General features: G+C 74.8%; 11 protein-coding genes and 1 riboswitch. Of the genes, 4 read left to right on the top strand and 7 right to left on the bottom strand.

All coding sequences use genetic code 11. The annotated features are described in order from the left end of the window. The first annotated feature begins 525 nt into the window (after positions 1-525). The 4 genes from AAFN69_RS30945 to AAFN69_RS30960 all read left to right on the top strand — a co-directional run bounded on the left by AAFN69_RS30945 (position 526) and on the right by AAFN69_RS30960 (position 5,263). Entirely contained in the window at positions 526-939 is a 414-nt protein-coding gene (locus AAFN69_RS30945; RefSeq protein ID WP_347732197.1) for a cold shock domain-containing protein, read from the top strand. A gap of 222 nt (positions 940-1,161) precedes the next feature. Next, a riboswitch (cobalamin riboswitch) is annotated at positions 1,162-1,299 on the top strand. Between the two features lie 143 nt (positions 1,300-1,442). Next, a complete protein-coding gene (locus AAFN69_RS30950) occupies positions 1,443-1,928 on the top strand; it encodes a DUF4430 domain-containing protein (protein WP_347732198.1) in 486 nt (161 codons plus the stop codon). A gap of 363 nt (positions 1,929-2,291) precedes the next feature. Further along, entirely contained in the window at positions 2,292-2,732 is a 441-nt protein-coding gene (locus AAFN69_RS30955; protein ID WP_347732199.1) for a hypothetical protein, read from the top strand. Continuing rightward, positions 2,729-5,263: a tetratricopeptide repeat protein gene (locus AAFN69_RS30960; protein WP_347732200.1), complete on the top strand. Its 2,535-nt coding sequence runs from the start codon at positions 2,729-2,731 to the stop codon at positions 5,261-5,263. Before AAFN69_RS30955 ends, AAFN69_RS30960 begins: the two co-directional genes overlap by 4 nt. A gap of 27 nt (positions 5,264-5,290) precedes the next feature. Here the strand turns inward: AAFN69_RS30960 and AAFN69_RS30965 are convergent, their stop codons facing one another. The 7 genes from AAFN69_RS30965 to AAFN69_RS30995 form a co-directional block, all read right to left on the bottom strand. Beyond that, positions 5,291-6,853 (bottom strand): hypothetical protein, encoded by a 1,563-nt coding sequence (locus AAFN69_RS30965; protein WP_347732201.1) that lies wholly within the window; start codon positions 6,851-6,853, stop codon positions 5,291-5,293. Next, positions 6,850-8,274, bottom strand: a complete 1,425-nt coding sequence (locus AAFN69_RS30970) for a hypothetical protein (RefSeq protein WP_347732202.1) — start codon at positions 8,272-8,274, stop codon at positions 6,850-6,852. Before AAFN69_RS30970 ends, AAFN69_RS30965 begins: the two co-directional genes overlap by 4 nt. After that, positions 8,271-10,058, bottom strand: a complete 1,788-nt coding sequence (locus AAFN69_RS30975; RefSeq protein ID WP_347732203.1) for a hypothetical protein — start codon at positions 10,056-10,058, stop codon at positions 8,271-8,273. The genes AAFN69_RS30970 and AAFN69_RS30975 overlap by 4 nt, the downstream gene beginning before the upstream one ends. After that, on the bottom strand, positions 10,058-13,588 hold the full coding sequence (locus AAFN69_RS30980) for a hypothetical protein (RefSeq protein ID WP_347732204.1): 3,531 nt from the start codon (positions 13,586-13,588) through the stop codon (positions 10,058-10,060). Before AAFN69_RS30980 ends, AAFN69_RS30975 begins: the two co-directional genes overlap by 1 nt. After that, entirely contained in the window at positions 13,573-16,383 is a 2,811-nt protein-coding gene (locus AAFN69_RS30985; RefSeq protein ID WP_347732205.1) for a hypothetical protein, read from the bottom strand. The genes AAFN69_RS30980 and AAFN69_RS30985 overlap by 16 nt, the downstream gene beginning before the upstream one ends. A 178-nt stretch (positions 16,384-16,561) precedes the next feature. Then, entirely contained in the window at positions 16,562-17,125 is a 564-nt protein-coding gene (locus tag AAFN69_RS30990) for a hypothetical protein (protein ID WP_347732206.1), read from the bottom strand. Beyond that, positions 17,122-19,347 carry a hypothetical protein gene (locus tag AAFN69_RS30995; protein ID WP_347732207.1) on the bottom strand — a complete coding sequence of 742 codons (2,226 nt, stop codon included), beginning with the start codon at positions 19,345-19,347 and terminating at the stop codon, positions 17,122-17,124. Before AAFN69_RS30995 ends, AAFN69_RS30990 begins: the two co-directional genes overlap by 4 nt. Positions 19,348-19,632 lie beyond the last annotated feature (285 nt).

Raw genomic sequence — 19,632 nt, forward strand, 5'->3', positions numbered from 1 at the left:
TGCCGAGTACCGTCCCTTGCCGTCTCATCGGTGACCCGGTATTGACGCGGTACTGAAAGAGGATGATGAGCTCCGGCTCGTAAGGGCCGGAATGCCGAATATGGCTGCACCGGATTCATCGCCCGATGCGGGGCGGAATCCGGCTTTCCCGCCCGCTGTCCTCCCGTCCGGCCGGATCGCTTTCGCGGTCATGCATTCCGGCGGGGGAAACGGGCGAATCAGCCGTACCCGTCGGCGTCTTCCCGGTGCGCCGCACGTGTTCCGCCGGACGCCGGGGCGGGCGGGCGGCGGCCCGGCCGGGGCTCGCGGAGACCCCCGTACGCCCCCTGTGAGCCGCCCCACCGGCCCGCCGCCGCCCTGCCGGGCGACGAAGTCCGGCACGGGCGTCCCGGCGGGCGGCGGTGCCGCCGAGGGCCCTCTCGCGCCCGTGCGCCGGGGCTCCGCATATCGCGGTCGGGATGCCGCCCCGCTATCATCGGGCAATGGTTCATCGGGCACGGGGCCCGATGCTTGTTGGGGGTTGTCGTGGTAGCTGGTCGTGTGGTGCGTTTCGACGGTGTACGGGGTTATGGATTCATCGCTCCCGATCACGGCGGGGAGGATGTATTCCTTCATGTGAACGACATGCTGATGCCCGAGTCGCAGGTGCATTCGGGTGTCGCGGTCGAATTCGAGATCGAGATGGGTGACCGCGGTCTGAAGGCGTCGTCCGTCCGGCTCGCGAAGGGGGCCGTGGGCGCCGCTCCCGCGGTGCCGGCCGCGGCCAGGCATCTGGACGGCGAGGATCCCATGTGCGATGTGCTCAGTGTCAGTGAATTCTCGCGGGATGTGACCGAGCTCCTTCTCGCGGCCGTGCCCTCGCTGACCGGGGATCAGATTCTGCGGATCCGCAATGAGATGGTGCAGTTCGGCAAGCGCCACGGCTGGACCGAGGGCTGACCGGCCTTGCCCGCCGGGCCGAGCCGAGTGCGGGAGAGTGAAGTGAACCGGAACCGGGTGCCCTGACGGCGCCCGGTTCCGCCGCGTTGCGCCCCTGTCGCACTCCCGGTTCCGCCGCGTTCCGCCGCCCTGCCGTGCTCCCGCTTCCCGGCCCGGCCGCCGTCCGCCGCGGCGAAGTACGCCAAATCCCCTGGTACACCGCGATGTTCGGGCTACGATGCGTCTGCTCCGGTCCGTACCGGGGTGGACAATTTCATGCGCACACGTCGGGGAAAGCCGGTGGGAATCCGGCGCTGACCTGCAACCGTGAGCAGCGCTCCCGCGCTGCGAGCCGGACCGCCCGGTGTGCCGCGCGCGTCGCTTCCCACTGTCACGGTCTGCAGCGCGGAGCCCCCGATCCACCGGCACCCCGGTGCCCGGCCCGCCCACCGGCGGACCGGAACCGGACGGATCCCGGGTCGTGTGGGGTCGTGCGGCGGACCCCCTGCCCGAAAGGCCCCACCGTGCGCCAGACACTCGCCCGCCGTGCCGTGATATCCGCCGCAGTACTCGGCCTCACCCTCACCGCGACCCCCGCCGTCGCCACCACCGGGACCGTCGACACCAACAAGCCCGTCAGGGTCACCCTCACCGTGCAGGGCCCCGAGGGCAGGCTCTTCAAGGGGAGCATCCGCACCAAGGGCCACGACGTGACCCCCGCGACGGGCGGCACCCACAAGTGTGACGGCACCAATGGCGGGCAGTACGCCACCCCCGTGCCCACGCCGACCGCGGCGCTCGACGACGCCGCGCGGAAGAGACACTTCACCTGGGACGGCACCTGGTACCCCTCCTTCGACGACTACTTCGTCGAGAGCGTCAAGGGTGTCAGCGGCGGCCCCTCCGCGTACTGGAACATCTCCGTGAACGGTGTCTCCACCCCGGTCGGCGGCTGCCAGTTCAAGCTGAACGCCGGCGACAAGGTCGCCTTCACCTGGACCGCCTTCTAGGCCGTCTCTCACGGATCTTGCCGGGCTCGCGTGCCCGGCACGCAGGCCACCCGGGCCCGGCGGCCCGGGTGGCGCCCCCGCTCCCCGGTCCAGCCCGATCCGTGCGAGACGGCCCGGCCGGGTGCGCCGGTCCGCCCCCTCGCCCGGGGCCGGACCGGCGCACCGCCGGCCGGTCGCCCACAGCTCGAACACCCCCTGTTCGACGCGCTGGTGAGCGCGGTGAGGCTCCGCCGGCACGGCATCACCGGCCCCTTTCGCCCCAGGGTCACCAATCTTCCGGCATACCGGATTTCAGCGATGGAAACGGGCTACAGTTTCAGCCACGCGCCAAGGTCACAGGGGGCAGATGTGGATCCTTTGCTGTTGGCAGCGGGAACCGCCGTGGTGTCCGCGATCACCGCCGAGGCATGGGCCGAGGCCCGCCAGGCGGTGATAGGTCTCTGGCAGCGCTTCACTCCGCAGGGGCGGACCGAGAGCATCGCGCTCGCCCTCGACGAGGACGCCCGGGCCATCGAGGCCGCCGCCGCGGACACCCCGGCCGATGACCGGGTCGCCCTCCGCCGGGAGCAGTTGGCCGAGGACTGGCAGAACAACTTCCGGATGCTGCTCCGCGACCACCCCGAGGCCCGGGAAGCCGTGATCGCCCTGGTCCGCGACGAGCTCGCGCCCCGGATCCCCGAGGAGCGGCAGCGGGAGCAGATCATCAACCGCATCACCCATGTCACGGTGCACAGCGTCACGGTGCGGGACGAGGGACGGTCCGTCGTCGCGGGCGGCGATGTGACGGAGAACCACCGGGGGTGAGCGGGGGACCGGATTCCGCCGCCGGGGCCGGGCGCCCGCCCGGCGCGCACTCCTCCGTGTCGGTCGGAGCCGTCTCGGCCCGCGACCACGCGACCGTGCACATCGCCGGACAGGACATCGTCCTCGTCACCGGCACCCCCTACCGGCTCACCCCCTGGCCCGCCGTCCCCGAGCTCCTCACCTGGGTGGACGCGCGGACCCAGCCCAGCCGGCTCCTCAAGGCGGGCAACGGAGTGGTCCCCTTCCGCCGGCGGGAGGCGGAGATGGACGCCTTCCACACCTGGCGCCTGACCGGCGGCGCGATCCGCATTCAGCTCATCCACGGGGGCGGCGGGCAGGGCAAGACCCGCTTCGCCGACGAGGTGGCCCGCCGCTCGATGGAACGCGGCTGGGGTGTCTGGTCCGCCCCCGCCCTCCGCAGAACCGACGCGAGCGGTGTCTTCACCGGTCCCACCCCGGCGGAGCTGAGCGGCGCGCGCGGCATGCTGGTCGTCGTCGACTACGCCGACCGCTACGACACGGACGCCCTCACCACCCTGCTCGAACTCGTCCGGGGCATCGCCAACGTCCCCGTACGCATACTGCTGCTCGCCCGCCAGACCGGTGCCTGGTGGCATCACATCTGGTCGCACTTCGGCAGTGAGGGCATCGACTGCACCGCCATCGCCCTCCCGCCCCTCTCGCCCAGGGCCGAGCAGCGCCCGGCGGAATTCGGCGTCGCCCGCGACCGCTTCGCCGAGGTCCTCGGCCACGCGCCCGCCCGCCGCCCCGGCAGACGGCCGGTACCCCGCCACGACTGGGGGCATGCGGCGTACGAGCTGGTGCTGACCGTGCACATGGCCGCGCTCGTCGCCGTGCTCGCCGAGCTCTCCGGCGACGAGATCCCGAGCAACCCCCTGGACGTCTCCCTCTATCTCCTCGCCCGCGAACGCACCCACTGGTCCATCGTCAACGGCCCGCACGACACGCTGGATTCCCGCCGCATGGACAAGGCCGTCTTCGTCGCCACCCTCACCGGCGGACTGCCCTCCTACGCCCAGGGCGAGCGGGCGCTCCGGCGTCTCGGCCTGTCGCCCGGTGAGATCGACGTGCTGATCGACGACCACCGGCTGTGCTACCCGCCGCCGCATCCGGACTCCCCGGCCCGCCGCTCGTCCCGGGGCGAGCCCGTACTCGAACCGCTCTACCCCGACCGGCTCGGTGAGGACTTCCTCGCCCTCACCATCCCCGGGCACCGGGTGCGCCACTACCCCTCCTATCCGGCCGCCGTCACCTGGCCGGCCCGGCTGCTCACCCCCGACGAGAGCGGCTTGGCGCCCGAATGGACCCGACCGGCGCTCACCACCCTGGTGGAGACCGCCCGCCACTGGACCCATGTGGCCGAGGACCAGCTCGCCCCGCTGCTGCGGGCCCACCCCGAGCTGGCCGTGGCCGCCGGGGGCGGTGTCATCGCCGCCCTCGCCGAACTCCTGCCCGGGGACGTGGAACTGCTCTCCCTCATCCGCTCCCGGCTCCCCGCCGAACGCAGCGCCGATCTCGATGTCGGCGCCGCCGCTCTCGCCGGACCCCTCGCCGGACACGACGCCGCCCAGGCGGAGTCCGGCCCCGAACTCGCCCGCGGCACCGACGAGCTCGTACGGGTCCACAGCCGCGCGGGCGAGCTGGACACCGCCCTGCGCTGGAGCCAGGGCGCGGTGGAGTCCTGGCGGCTCCTCGCCGGGCGCGACCCGGCCGCCCACGGCCGCGATCTGGTGCGCGCCCTCATCACCCACGCGGGATGCCTGACGGCGCTGCGGCTCACCGACGAGGCGTCCGCCGCCGCGGAGGAGGCCGTGGCGGCGAGCCGCGGCGCGGTGCCGGGCGGCCCCGGCCGGGCCGAACTCGCCTATGCGCTGCTCAATGCCGCCGGAGCCCGCCGCCAGGCCGGCCGGGAGGACGGCGCCGACGCGGCGGCCGAGGCCGTCGGCATCCTCCGTGCCCTCACCGTCGAGAAACCCGACCGGTACGGCACCGGGCTGGCGACCGCCCTCACCCTCCTCTGCGAACTGCACATCACCGATGACGACCCGGCCCGGGCCGAGGCGGCGGGCAGGGAGGCGGTGAGCCTGCTGGACGTCCTGGCGAAGCAGCGGCCCCCGCTGCGCGCCGAACTGAGCCGCGCGCTCAGCGAACTCGCCCGCGCGCTGGCCCAGGCCGGCACGGTGGGCAAGGCGATCCCGCCGGGCAGCCGGGCCGTCCGGCTCCGCCGGGAGCTCGCCCGGGACAATCCGCTGGCCTTCAACCCCCGGCTCGCGATCTCCCTGATGAACCTCGCCGGATACCACGCCGACCTGGACGACCACCGGACGGCGGTGCCCCTCGCGCGGGAGGCGGTGGACGTCTTCGAGCAGTGCGCGCGGACCCTCCCGCGCGCCTACGGCGGCAAGCTCCTGGCGGCGGCCGAGAATCTCGCGCGGATTCTCGAACGGGCCGGCCGCTACCCGGAGGCGGACGCCGTACGCCGCAGGCACCGGCTCCCCGATCCGGAGTAGCGGTCCCGCGCCCGGGGCACCGGCCGGTCACCGGAGCGCGTGGCGCGCCTCGGCCGCGTTCGTCGCGAAGGAGTGGTCCCAGAGGCAGATCAGGCTGCGGTCCGCCACGGCCGCCCGGACACGGGCGTTGAGGTGCAGCAGAAACGAGGTCAGCCGGGGCTGCCCGGCACCCCACTTCCCGGCGTACCACTCCCCGGTGACCTCGTGCAGCAGCAGGGCCGCCGTCGGCCCGGTGCAGACCGCCAGCAGATCCCCCTCCCGGGTCACCATCGGATCCCACCGCATCAGGGCGTCCGTTCCCGGCAGCAGGGCCGCTCCGCCCGGGCCGGGATCGCTCAGCGGGAACACCGTCGACCAGGTCCGGTCCCGCAGCCGCAGCACCATGCCGTCACCGACACCGAAGGCCAGATGGGTCCGTGACGGACGGTCACCCAGTGGGGACAGCAGCCCGGTCAGCGCCACCCCCATCGTCCCGGTCTCATCGGCGCCCGGTTCCGGCAGCCATCCCCGGCCCTTCGCCTCCACCCGCATCGCCCGCCCCACACACCGCGTGATCAGCCGCAGCGCCTCGGAGGGATCGGCGTCGAAGTCCGCGCCGTCGCCCGCCTTCGGATCGCCGTCGCCGGGCCGTTCGCCCGGGGGCGCCATGTCCCGCACGGCGGCCTCGGCCAGCCACGGCACCAGCGAAGCGGCCTGGTTCTGCACCTGGTCGGAGAGCGTCCGGCAGGCGAGCGCCGCCGCCGACTGCGACCACGCGCCATCGGGGGCGCCCGCCGCGACCGCGCTCAGCAGGGTCGCGTCACCCAGTCCCAGGGGCATCCGGAGCAGTACCGCGTCCCGGCGGTGCTGCTGCCTGCGCCGGTGCCGGTCACCGCAGACGGAGGCCGCCCGCACCACCACCGCGCCCATGTCGGCCCCGTCCAGAGTGCTGTCCGCGGTGGCGTCCGGACTGAGCGGCAACTGCTGCGGAACCGCGTGGGCCAGGGGATCGGCCTCCGGGAGCGGCGGCAGCATGCTGCCGCCCATCGCGAGCATCCGCACATCCTCCAGATCGGAGAGCACCGGTTCCTGCTCGTCCTCGGACCAGGTGACGGTGTGCAGATTCTCCGCCTCCTCGCGCGCCTTCCGGGCCGCCGCCACGGCGCGCGCCGTCTCGGCCTTCGCCTCGTCGTACCGGGTCCGCAGAAGCTGTGCGTCGGCGCGCAGCCGCTCGGTCTCCCCCTGGGCCCGCCGGATGTCCGCCCGCGCCTTCTCCACGTCGCCGCGGAGCTGTTCGGCCCGCCGCTCCGACGCACCGGCGCGCCGGTGCGCCTCGTCGCGTTCCACGGTGATCTCCTCGACGGACGACTCCCACTGCGCCAGACGGCTCTCCAGCGCCGCGATGGTGCGCGCCTGGGCGTCGGTGCCCGCAGTGTCGCCCGCGACGGGCCGGGGCACCGGCGGGGGCGGGATGTGCCGCGGGGCCGGGTGCGCGGCCGGACCGTACGGATTGGCCCGCCGGGCGGGCGCCGGCCGGGTGCGGTCCCTCCGCACCAGCAGGACGATCGCCACCGCGGACGCCAGCAGCAGCACACTGAGCACGATGATCATCGGGGACTCTCCTCCCGGCCGCGCGGCCGGCTGTCGGGAATGGGGCACGGGTCCTCGCCGGCCGGGCCGGCGGCGGCCGTGCCGGGGTCCGGCGCGGACGCGGCGGCCGGGGACGCCCGCGTCCGCCGCCCCGCACGGGTGGCGAGCAGCCCGGCCGCGCAGGTCTCGAAGCGGTCCCACCGCTCCTCCCGGCCCGGTACGGGACCGGGACCCGGCCGGGCCGGCGCGTCCGATGGGTGTACGTCTCCGGTCGCCGCCGCCCGCTCTCCCGGCGCGGGGGCCGCACTCCGCTGTTCCCGGGCTGGCGCGTGTCCGGTCCCGGCCGGTGATCTCGCGGGTGCGAGGTGTCCTCCGCGCGGTTCCGCGGCCGGTCCGGCTCCGGTCCCGGCCGGCGGTCCCGGCTCCCGCCGTCCCGCGGCCGGTACGGCTCCGGCCCCGCGGGGCGCACCCGGCGGGGGAGTGCGGCCGTCGAGCGGGCCGAGCGGCCAGCCCCGGGTGACCGCGGTGTCCCGGCAGACCAGCCGCACATCGCCGAACGCGGCGGCCAGCCGGCGCCGGGTGAGCTCTTCAAGCGCCCCGGCCCGCTCCCGCACCACCTCCTCGACACGGTCCGACAGCTCCGCCAGACCGCACCCCACCCGGTCGATGCGCGCCTGCTCCACCAGCGCCGGGTTCGGCGCGACCGTACCCGGGGCGCCGGACCCGGCCGCCGCCAGGAGGGCGGTGACCTCCCGGGCCTCGTCGACGGCGAGCGCATGCACCAGCGGGCGGAATCCGGCCGGGCCGCCGACGGCCGGCCGGAACCGGGCAGCCAGCCAGCGGCCCAGATCGGGCATGGACGCCACACCTGTGCGCCGGGTCGTGGTAGCGACGTACACCGCGACCGGGCCGTACGGCAGCGCCCGCAGCACCTCCGTCCAGCCGCGCAGCCAGCGCACCGTCTCCGCCCGCGTGCCGGGCGCGGCGGCGGGCCGGGTGGACAGGGCGTCCGCCGGGAAGACCACCAGGACGGCATGGCAGTCGCCGACCAGCCGCCGAACCGCACCCGCCGTGTCCGTGTCCGGCTGCCCCGCCGGAATGTCCAGCAGCTCCACCGGCACCCCGCCGCGCGCCGGCGGCCCGGGACCGCCGGCCGTGACGCCGCCGTACCGGGGCACCGGGTCCTCCGCCCCGCCCGGCGGCAGGGATTCCGCCGCGCCGCCCGGCTCCGTCATCCCGCCGGTGAGCAGCCCGGCCACCCCCGGATCGGGCCGGCCGCGCAGCACCCCGATCCGCACCGGCCCGCGGCCCGCCGGTGCCGTCGCGTCGGCGGCGAGCCGAGCGGTCAGCCCGCCGCGCCGGCCGGCGGATGTCCGGGCGAGCAGCCGTGCCGCCTCGCCCCGCCGGCCGGGCGGCGGGGCTCCGGGCCGCGAGGCGGTCATCCCTCGTTCTCCGGCAGGATGACCACGGCACCGACGCCGCCGGCGTCGTCGGGATGCCGGGCCGGGGCGTACAGCACCCACTGGACCAGATTCGCCGCGGCTCCGCTCCGGCCGGCGACATTGCCCTTGGTCAGCCGCAGCACCTCCTCCCTGACCCGCAGATCCCCGGGGTTCAGCGGGAATTCGAAGCCGCCCCGCCGGGCGGCGGCGCTCATCTCCGGCCAGGGCGCGCTCCGCCAGCGCCACCACCAGCTGCCCGGTGCCGGGGGCGTCGGGTGGAGGACCGAGCCGATCAGCGCGTCGAGCGCGTGCTCGGTCATGAACCGGTCCTTGTGGCTCCACCCGCCCTCCTGGGTGGAGACCAGCCGGCCCAGCTCGGTGATCAGTTCACCCGGGTAGTACTCCAGTGCGGCGGTCGGCGCCGCGCGGTTGATGCCCTTCCAGCGCAGCGTCAGCAGGGGGTCCAGCTGGATCAGCCGCAGTATCCGGGCCGCGCGCAGCGCCCAGAGCCGTCTGCGGGCCTCGGGGGACGAGGGGTCGGGCGGGCAGGCCCCGCCCGTCACCACACGGGCCGCCGTGCGGATCTTCTCCGGCACCTCGGGGCCGAGCGGCAGATCGTTCCCCGAACGGAGGCTGAGACGTTCCACCGGGAAGTGGCCGGGGAGAGCGGGGACGAGTACGTCGGGATCGTCGATGCTCTCGTCCGGGTCGGGACCCGGCGGCGCGTCCGCGCGCAGGGCGTCGTACACCCCTTCCGCCTCCATGGCCTCCCGCAGTCTCCGGTGCCAGACGAGCCGCTGTTCGGGTTCGACCCGGAGCAGCGCCATGTGACAGCGGACCCAGTGGGCGTCCACCGTGCGCGGCACGGGGGGCGGGGTGCGGACGCCGGCGGTGAGCGTGGGGGCGGGTGCGCCGAGCCACGGCCGCAGCTCCGGATCGGCGGTCAGTTCGGTGTGCAGCCGGGTGAGGGTCTCGATCAGCCGGTCCCCGGGGCCGGGCGCCGTCTTCCGGCCGGGGAGCGGTTTCGCGGGTTTCCGGGGCGGCGCGGCGACCGTCGAGCCGGAGCCGGAGCCGGAGCCGGAGCCGGAGCCGGAGCCGGACTTGGGCTTGGATCCGGACCCGGAGCCGGAGCCGGACTTGGACGCGGACCCGGACTCGGCGCCTGTGTCCATGGCGAGACCGGTGCCGCCGGGGTCCCTGTCGGCCTCCGTTCCCGTGTCCGTGTCCGCGCCGCCGTCCGCCTCGGCGCTGTCCGTCCGCGCCCCGGGGGAGTGATCCGCCGCTTCCGCCGCCGCGATACCCGTGTCGTCCGTACCGGAGCCGCCTCCGCCCGGCGCCCCCGGACCGCCATCCGCTCGCGATTCCGGTTCCGGTTCTGTCTCCGTCTGCGCCTCCTTCTCCGGCTCGTCCGGTGTCCCGCCGGACGGGCCCGGTGCGTTCGGCGACGGTGCCGCGCTCACCGCCCCGGGGCCGCTCCCCGATGTGCGTGCCACCCGTACCAGATAGCCCAGATGCAGCCCGGTCTCGGCCAGCAGCGCCGTCGCCAGCGGCGAGTCCCCGTCGAGCCGTTCGTCGTACGGCGGGGTCGCCGACAGCGCTCGGTGGAAGTCGATCAGCGCCTCCAGCAGCACCTCCCGGCTCGCCGACTCCAGCGCCAGCAGCTCCGTCATCAGATCCAGCAGATCCGTCAGCAGACCGCGGGTGGCACCGGCCCTCTCGCCGGCCGCCGCCTTGGCCCAGGTCACCCCCCGGGGCACCAGGGTGAGAGAGGTCTTCTCGGTCATCAGTGCCCTCCGGTGAACGGGTTCCACTCGTCCTGGAAATCGGAGCGGCCCTCGTCCATCGGCCGCCGGTACACCAGCCCGGCGCCGCGCTCCATGTCGCGCAGATTGAGCGCCGGCGCGAACGGCACCGCCCCCCGGAAGACCGACAGCCGCCCGCGCGCGTCCAGCGTCGCCGTGTGCAGCCGCTGCCGGCCGTGGATGGCCGACTCCGGCACCGGCAGGCTGTCCAGCCGCACCGGATTGCCGCCGCCGTCGTCCAGATGGAATTCGTACTGGCCCCTGATCGGCGGCACCGGAACGACCGCCGTCCGCCCGGCCACCGTGCGCCGGCCGCCCTCCGCGTCGGGGTGGAAGGACTCGGTGAACCAGTCGTCCTCGGCACCGGCCCGCGGCCGCGGGAACACCTCCGCCAGCCCGCCGTCCGCCGTCTTCACACAGAGCCGCCCCGGCAGCCGGCAGCGTCCCAGATCCGGCTCGAAGACCGCGCCCGGTACGAGCTCCGCCAGATCCAGATGGTGGCGGGTGCCGTCCACGAAATAGTGCGGGCGGCCGTTGCAGAGCAGGATCTGCGGATACAGCTCCTGGTCCACCTCGACCAGATAGCGCACCCCGCCCTGCCGCTGCGGATGCCATACCGGAGTCGTCAGATCGATCCGGTCGCGTTCCGCCGCCAGCACCAGATCGAAGCTGCCCCACTGGATGGACCGCGACGCCGAGGTGATGCGGTGCAGTTCCACCATCCTCGGCAGCACATTCCACGCGGAGCGCACACCGAGCGTCCCGCGCTCGTCCAGTTCCACGAACGGCTCCCCGGCACGCAGCAGCACCACCGGCCGCTTCGCCCCGGCCAGCGGCCCCAGATCGCACGGCAGGCTGGAGAACAGGCCATGGGTGACGATGTCCAGGTCGGTCATGCGCGGATGCGCGACCCGGTCGCCGTCGCGCACCGTGTCCACGACCCGCGCCCGTGCCCGTACGCCGTGCGCCCAGGCCGCGCCGAGCGAGGTCGCCTGCTTGGCGGCGAAGCCGGTCTCGATCGACAGGGCCGCCGGATTCCACCCGAACTTCAGCTGATGGCCCGCATCGGCCCGGGAGAGCACATCGGTCACCGTGCCGCGCACCAGATCCATACTGCTGCTGCGGCCCGAGAGCACCACCTGGTCCAGCACCGGCTCCGGCCCGGTCTCACGGCCCTCGGCGGCCGCCGCCGCGTTCCGCTCGTGCTCCCGGGTGAAGGTGGTGCGCACCAGATCGGCACCCATCTCCGCGGCCCGCTGGAGGACCGGGAGCATCAGCTTCCGGAACTGTTCCGGATCGAGCGGCAGCGCCGCCGCCGGCTCCCGCAGCCGCTTCGGCCTGCCCTTGACGATCTCGGCCACCTCGTGCGGTTCCAGCACCACCGGCTGCCGCGCGCCGTCCGGGCCCGTCCCGGCCGCCGCGCTCAGCGCCCGCTTCTTCGCCTCCGCCAGCCGCCACAGATCGTGGAAGCGGTCGCGCGGACGGCCCTGCTGCTCATCCGGCAGCGTCACGTCCCAGGACGTCGGCAGGCAGCTGTCCAGCGTCTCCTTGATACGCGGATGCACGATCGTGTCGAGATGACGCGCCGCCTGGTCGGCGACCTGCGCCGCCAGCGACCGGCCCGGCGGTCCGGTCCCGGCACCCTCGCCGTCCGGTTCGAGGAGCGCGTCGATCATCACGGCCTTGAGCCAGTAGAAGACCTGAAGGGTGAGCAGATCGCCGCCGAGCTGCTCGTGCCCGGTCGAGCCGAGGAGAGTGGGCTCCAGCCGGTAGCGCCGGCCGGCCACCTTCCGTACGCCGTCCGGCCGCGGGGGCGTCTCGTCGACCAGGACGAGCTGGATCAGCGCGATGTCGGTGGTGCCCCCGCCGATGTCGATCACCAGCATGGTGCGGTGCCAGGTCGGCGGCGACACCGGCAGCGTACGGCCCGTCCCGGGCTCCGCCCCCTCGGCGGGCGGCAGTGTCCGGGTCACCCTCCGCGAGCGGGCCCGCAGCGCCTCCAGCCCCAGATTCTGATTCCCCGACAGCTCCCGCATCACGAAGAACAGCCCGGCGGCCAGCCCCTCGTCATAGTCGGTGACCACCCGGGGAGCCCCGAGCGCGGCGCCCACCAGGGCCCCGAGCCGCCGCTTCACCTCGGGCAGCACGGTCGTCGGATAGGTGACGATCACGGTCTGGATGGTGCTGCCCGGATGCGAGGTGTCGGCGGTCAGCCGCTCGGCCGCGCGCACCAGCTCCAGATACAGATACTGGGAGAGATGGACCGCGGAGAGATCACTGCCCGGCACCCCGGGCGGCTTCGACCGCATCACCAGCCGCTTCAGTCCGCTGACCGCGCCCTGTTCGTCCGCCAGCCGGAAGGCACGGTGCTCCGGCGCGGCCGGCGCGCTCTCCTCCGTCTCGCCGCCCGCCACCTCGACCAGACAGCTCGGCGGGGCATGGGTGGTGCTGCCGTCCGCCCCGGGGAAACCCACCGGCCGCAGCTCGTGCAGATCGAGCGGAGGCGTCTCGGTGACCCGGGTGTATCCGGCATGCAGCCGGGGCACCAGCCAGGAGCGCAGCTCCCGCCCGGCATGGTGGTACGCCTGCTCCACGGCGAGCTGAAGCGCCGACACCGCTTCCTCGCCGCCCTCCGCCACCAGTGCCAGCGCCTGATGCCCCGTCACCCGCTCCTCGGTGGAACCGCGCAGCACCAGCTCCCCTTCGAGCAGCGCGGTCACGGCCGCACGCCACTCCGCGGGGACCCGTGCCCCCGGATCGCTCTCCCGCTCCGGCTCGTCCGGGCGGTGCTCCGGCAGGGTGAGCAGTTCGGTGAGGAAGGCGCCCAGGGCCCGGCACTGATCCGGATCGATCGCATGCCGCCGGAGCTTGGCCGCGTTCTGGAGGGTGACCGTCGACGCGGTGGTGCCGAAGTCGACGACCACATACTCCTGATGGTGGGTGCCGGACGGTTCCCGCAGCGGCAGGAATTCGGGTACGGGATCGCTCTGCGGGACCGCCGCCGGCTCCTCTCCCGGGGGTGCGAATTCCAGCTGTACGGAGTGGCTGAGCGTGTCGCGCCCGGCCGGGCCCTGGTAGTCGATCTCCCAGCGGGTGTCGACCAGCAGCGGCTCACCGGGGTTCCGCGCGCCGCCGCCGTGCGGGGTGCCGCCCCAGTGCACATGGAGCGCGCTGATCCAGGCGTCCCGGACCAGCACCAGCCTGCCGGCGACCTTGGCGGCGCCCTCCCGGTCGGAGGACCAGTCGGTCCCGAGCGCCCGGGGGAGGGCGGGATGGAGGTCCGTCCCGGGCGCGGGCCGGACGACCAGCCGTTCGGGCAGCTGAATGCCGAGATAGGCGCTGCCCGGCTCATGGGCGGGGTGCAGGACGACCACGGGGAGCGGATAGCGCCGCTGGTACTCGTACAGACGGAAGGAGCGGTCCCCCGTCCGTGTCACGTACCCGGCCGGCACCGCACCGGGGTCCGGTACCTCGAAGGAGAGATACGGAGTGGCCATCAGAGCGTCCTCCATGAGGTGATCAGCCGGTCGATGGGCCTGCCGCCGTCTTCCGGTGACGCGGTGCCGCCGGACCCCGGGTCCTCTCCGGGCGGCCCGTCCGGCCCGCCGGGTGAGCCCGCCGGCTCCGTCCCGTCGGCGGACGGCGGCTCCGGGTCCGGCGGGCGGATGTCGTCATCGGCGGGCAGGAATCCCGCCGCTTCCTCGTAGTACGCGATCAGCGGGTCCACCCGGGACGCCAGCAGCCGGTTCAGCCGCGCCGTGACCAGGGAGGCGCCCTGGTCCGCCGCGTACAGCCGCAGCTGCGACGCCGTCAGCGGATGGCGTTCCTGACTCTCCGTCACCGAGTCGAGATCGGGCATCAGATGGTGCCAGGGCATCGCGTGGTCGGCCTGTGCGGGAAAACGCTCCGCCGGATCGTCCGCCGGGACCGGCTCGCCGGCGGCCTGTCCGCCCGCCGGGGGCTCCCCGGCCTGCTTCGTGACCACGAACCCCGGGTCCAGAGCGGTCCACAGCGCGCTGAGCCGGTTCTCGGCCTCGGCCGGGTCCCCGAGATGGGTCAGAAGGACCTCCTCCAGCAGGGACACCGTCGCCGGCTCCTCGAACCAGCTCCGCAGATCGGCGAAGGCGTCCATCCACGCCGTCCGCCAGGCGCCGAGCCACTGCTCCAGCCGCCTCTCCTCGGCCGCGATCCGGCCGGTGACCAGGGCGGTGAATTTGGTGATGTAGCCCTGGGAGGTGTCGGCGGTGGAATCCGCCGCGGCGGCGGGCGCGGCGGTCCGGCCCGGCAGCATCTTGCGGGGCCGCTCCATCGCGTCCGGGTCCGGGCTCTTGGTCACCAGCCCCTTCCGGTCGGCGCGGGCGCGCCGCATCAACTGGTCCCACTCGGCCCAGTCGTAGATCTCCTTCAGCACCTCGGCGGCGGCCGCCGCCGGCCCGGGCGGGGCGGGCAGCCGGACCACGGCCCGCGGGGGCCCGCCGCGGTCCGCCGGCCCGTCCGGAGCTCCGTCCGCGTCCGGACCGGGCGGCTCCGGACGCCGGGCGCTCGCCGTGCCGGGGCCCGGCAGTCCGCGCAACTCCCTCAGCTGCGAGAGCAGTTCGTGCAGCAGCAGCCGGTACTCCCGGATCCTGAGGAGCAGTTCGTGGTACTCGGCCGCGTCCGTCTCCGTGCCGTCCAGCTCCTGGCGCACATGGAACTGGAGCGCGAGCAGCGCCGACCACAGCTTCCGCCGGGACGCCTCCGCCCGGTCGAGCTTCTGCGCGGCGCCGTTCGCCCGCAGCTGATGCTCGATCAGCCGGTGCAGGGCCGCGATGCCGCCGTCCTCGTCCGCGTCGCGCAGCCGGCCCGCCCACGGGCCCCGCGGGTCGGCCTCCGCGAACCGGGCCGCCGTACCCTCCCAGCGTGAACCCGCCTCCTCGGCCAGCTTGTTCAGCGCGTCCTCGATCACATCCCGGGTGCCCTGGGAGAGCTCGGCGTACGGCAGTCCGTACCGGTGAATCGCGGCCACCGACGAGGTGAGCACCACCGCGTTCTCCCGGCCCCGGACGAACTTCTCCGCATGGACATGGATGCCGTTGAGGGAGTCGGAGCGGCGCAGCAGCTCGGCCCGCGGCAGTGTGATGTCCGGGAGGGTCGGCACCAGGACTCGGTCGAAGGCGTTCGCCGCGACCAGGGCTGCCTCGGCGAGCACATCGGCACCGCGCTCGTCGCGGGCGAGCATCCCCCAGAACTGCTCGACGCCCCGGCTGCCCGGCCGCCGGGCGTCCAGCACCACCAGGGTTGTGTGCACCTCGGCCAGTTCGGCGCGGCTCAGATGGGAGTCCCGGCCGTAGGAGCCCGCGCCGCCGATCCCGGGGAAGTCCAGGAACTGCAGCGGGTGTTCGGCGATCAACCGGTGCAGATCCCAGTGAGCGGGGGAGACATGGACGTCGTACACCACCTTCTTGACCAGCATGAAGCTCCGCCCGAGGGCCTCCGCGTCGGTCTCCACCTCATCCGCGGTGAAGGGCTGGATGCGCGGCAGCGGGCGCACCCCGGGGATGCGCTCCTCGGTCCCGTGGTCGAGCGCCCTGCGCACCAGCTTCGTGTCCACCCGGCGCTCCGCGCCGAGCAGCCCGCTCTGGCTGAGCACCGCGTCACGGATCCGGCAGAGCTCGGTGGCGGCGGCGCGGTGGGTCGCCGAGATCCGTACCGGATCCACCTCGGGAGGGGGCGCGCCGGGGCCGGCGGCCGGCCACAGACAGGTGGTCCACTGATCGAACGGGCCCCAGCCGCGCCGGTCGGTGAACGGGTCGTAGTCACCCAGGACATGCCCGGCGCCGAGCTCCGGATGGTCCTCGTCCACCTCGCGGGCGAGGTCGCTCATGATGGACCGCACACACTCCGAGAGCTCCGCGGCGGTGAGGTAGTGCACCTCGGCCTTGGGGGCGGCCCAGGTCGTCCGCCGGTTCCGCGGCTCCCCGTCCGCTTCCGCGGTCGTGGTCGTGCCGGTGTCCGTGTCGCCGGACGGCGGGGCCTGGTGCAGCCGCAGCACCGTGATGTTCCCGGTGGCCTTGCGGTCCTCGACCGGGAGAAGGTCGGGCTTGCCCAGAAGGGACCCCAGGAGCAGTGATTTGCCGACGGTGAACTCGCCGACCACCCCGAAGGTCACCGGCTTGTCCACCCGCTCCCGGAGTTCCCGCTGGAGCCGTACGACTTCGGCGTGACGCTCCTGGGCCTCCTGCGTTCCCGGTATTTCCTGCCGCTGGAGCATGGCTCGGGTGTCGTCGGCGAGCCGGCGCAGATCCGCCAGGCTGAATTGGGGAGCCAAGGGGTTCTCCTCCTCGTTCCGTGATCGTGATGCGCCCGGTGGGCCGTGGCCGTGGCCGGGGTCGGGATCGGATTCCTGAAGTTCGGGATGGGGAATTCGGGAATCGGGAAAGGTGACGCCGGGCATCGGGGGCCGGCCGGGCCGGACCCGGGAAGGTGCCCGCGGCGGCCCGCCGGGCTCAGCTCCGCAGGAAGAAGAGTTCGATGGTGGCGGTGCCCGGCGCGCGGCCCCGGGTGGTGTTCCGGTAACCGCGGATGATGTCCTCGTCGTACGCCGGGAAGAAGCGCGGTGCGACGGAGGGCAGCAGGCCGGCGACGGTCCGGGCGTACACCCGGCTCGCGCTGTCGGTGACGGGACAGGAGCCGCAGGAACCCGCCGTGCCCCAGATGATCACCAGGGCCGCGGTCCTTCCGGGGTACGCCTCGATCGCGTCGGCGATCTTCGCGCGCAGCGCCCGGCGGGCGCCCGCCTCTCCGGCGACCACCGCCGGGGCGTTCGCGGTCACGGTGAACTCCTCACTGTCCGGATCGAGTCCGGGCCTCGCCGCTTCGGTTGTGCCGGAGGGGCCCGGCGAGGGCACCCGGGAGGCGGTGGGGCCGGCCGCCGGCCCCTCCCCGCCGCGGTCGCCGGTGTCCGGGGCCGCCCACTGGCCGCCCAGCGCGATCACGGCGAGGACCAGCAGCAGATCGGCGAAGAGCCATCCCGCGCCCTGCGCCATGCCCCCGGCGGGCCGCCGCCTCACCGCTCCTCCGCCCCGGCCCGGGACCCGTGCCCCGGCCCGCCCCCGGGCCGGAGCCGCTGGGTGCGCGGCTCCTCCTCGTCCCGGTATCCCTCCGGCACCGCATCGGCGGGCCCGGGCGCCGGGAGCGGTACGCCGTCGCCGCGCCGGCCCGGCGCGGCCTCCCCGGGGGCGGGGGGAGGCCCCGGCAGCTCCCCGGGCGGTTCATGACCGCGAGTCCCCCGCTCCCCGGACCGCCCGTGACCGTCCGCCCGCTCCCGGTGCGCGCTCGCCGGTACGCCGCCGGCCGCCGGGCCCGCCGGGCCCGCCGTGACCGGCTGCCCCGCCTCCGCCGCCGGACCCGGCTCGGACCGCCGCTCCCGGGCGGCCGGCGGCCGGGTGAACTCCACGGTGGCGGAGGCCCGCGGCCCGGACAGGGCGCGTCCGGCCCCGTCCGTCCCCGGCCCCGCCCCCGGATCGGCTCGGTCGCCCAAGACGGTGCCGGCGGCCACGGGGCCGGGAGCCGTGCTGCCGGCGGGCCCCGCATCGGCATCCGGGCTGCCGTCGCCGTCCGCCACGCGGCCGGGATCGGCGCGGCCGGGATCGACGCGGCCGGGATCCACCCGACCCGGATCCAGCGGGCTCGGATCCACCGCACCGGGATCGACGCGGCCTCCCCCCGCCGCACCGCCCGCCGCCGATGCGCCGGGCACCGGCACCGGGACCGGCATCGAATCCGGCACCGCGCCCCGCCCCGCCGACTCCTCGATTCCGGCCACCACACGCCGCAGCGCCTCGCGGAACTCCGCGATCCCCGACCGCAGCCCGTCCTCCGTCTCCGCCCTGCTCCGCCGCGCGGCGTCCTCCGCCTCCTCCCACCGCCGGGCCAGCTCCCGCGACTGCGCGAGGCGCGCCGCGAGCTCTGCCGAGACCGCCTCGGCGTCCTCGCGCAGACCGGTCGCCAGGGCGAGAACGGCCTGGTCGTACGCCCAGCCGATCCGGTCGGCACCATCGGCGGCGGAGCTCCCCAGCGCCTCGGGAAGAGCCGCGACCGTACCGTCGAGCCGCCCCACCACCCCGGCCAGCTCACCCGCCGCCGACTCCAGCGAGGCGCGCGCCGAGCCGAGGTTGCCGCCCATCGCCTCGGCGGTGCGGTCCAGCAGCTCCGCGCCGCGCCGTGCCGCGCTCTCCTCCCGGGCCGCCGCCTCGCCGGCCGCCGTGCCGATCCGCGCCGCCGCCTCCCCGGCGGCGGCCGTCAGCTCCCCGGCCGCCGTGCGGGCCGCCTCGCGGACCTCCCGGCCCATGTCGTCCATCACCCGGGTGACCTCCGCGGAGAGCACCTCCGCGCCCTTCCCCGCGTCCCTCGCCGCCCTGGACGCGGTGCTCGCGGAGGTCTCCACCGCCGACGCCGCCGTGCGCAGACCGGTCACCCCGAGGCTCAGGGCCTCGGCCGCCGACCTGGTGAGCGCGGAGGTCCGCCGGGCCTGCGCGATCAGGTCCCGGCTCTCCTTGTGCAGCGCCGCCGCCAGCTCGCCCAGCGCCCGCAGATCGGCAGCCGCCTCCTGCAACTCGCGGGCGAACCTCAGCGGTTCGGTCTGAGCCGCCTGCGCGGCGAGTGTCTGCACCTGGGCGAGTGCGCCGGCGAGGCGGGCGGCGAAGAGGCGTACGGAGGCGTCGTCCGCGTGCTCCTGCCGTTGGCGCAGGGCGGCGGCGGTGATCAGGCCGCCGAGCGCCAGCACGGTATGGGCGACCATGACATCGAAATGGAACACCGGCCACAGATGGCCGTCGAAGCCCTGCTGCCACAGAGCGAGGAAGGACTCCCCGCCGCCTTTCCCGGTGTCCCGCATGCGCTGGTACGACCAGGCCGCCGCGCCGAGTCCGGCCCAGGTCACCAGCAGCGGGAGGAAGACCAGTACACCGGTGGACCCGGCGAGCGTCCGGGCCCAGCGCTCCCGGCGGACCGCCCACCGCCGGTCCGGGCCGCGCGCCGCCGCCCCGGCCGCGGCGCTCCCCGCCCCCGGAGGCACATCCAGGAACATGTCCTGGTCCGCGTAGATCCCGGCGAGGTCGGTACCGGACCACCGGGCGAGCAGTTCCGGTGTGCCGATCTCGCCGGCCAGTTCCTCCAGCGCCCCGCGGTGCACGGCCACCCGCGCGTCCGCGGCGAGCAACCGTAACTCTTCGGCCAGCCGGCGCGGATCGCGCGCGGTCGGCCCGGCCGTCAGTGCATCGCTCCCGACCATGGCACCCCCCAGGTCCGGCAGTACTCCAACGCCCCGCTTCCGCAGGGCAGGCATACCGAACTCGGTGCCCGTGCGCCGTAACGCGCAGCCACCGAGCCGAACCCCATTAGGCCATAGATTCAGCCAATCGGACCATCAGTTCGACGCAACGTGCGTCCGATTCGGGGGCGCGCACGGGGCGCATGCGCCCCTCCGCCGGACGGGCCCGGAATGCTGCCCGTCCCGGGCACCGGCAAACCCGGCCCGCCCGCCCGCGAGCCCCTTTTCCCGCGACCCGGCCCGGGG

The sequence above is a fragment of the Streptomyces sp. CAU 1734 genome (assembly GCF_039888735.1).
In the GTDB taxonomy this organism is placed as follows: Bacteria; Actinomycetota; Actinomycetes; order Streptomycetales; family Streptomycetaceae; genus Streptomyces.

Bases quoted from the DNA above. Each gene is read 5' to 3' on its own strand.
- AAFN69_RS30965 (WP_347732201.1), bottom strand. From the start codon at position 6,853: ATGATCATCGTGCTCAGTGTGCTGCTGCTGGCGTCCGCGGTGGCGATC.
- AAFN69_RS30980 (WP_347732204.1), bottom strand. From the start codon at position 13,588: ATGGAGGACGCTCTGATGGCCACTCCGTATCTCTCCTTCGAGGTACCG.
- AAFN69_RS30995 (WP_347732207.1), bottom strand. From the start codon at position 19,347: ATGGTCGGGAGCGATGCACTGACGGCCGGGCCGACCGCGCGCGATCCG.
- AAFN69_RS30975 (WP_347732203.1), bottom strand. From the start codon at position 10,058: ATGACCGAGAAGACCTCTCTCACCCTGGTGCCCCGGGGGGTGACCTGG.
- AAFN69_RS30970 (WP_347732202.1), bottom strand. From the start codon at position 8,274: ATGACCGCCTCGCGGCCCGGAGCCCCGCCGCCCGGCCGGCGGGGCGAG.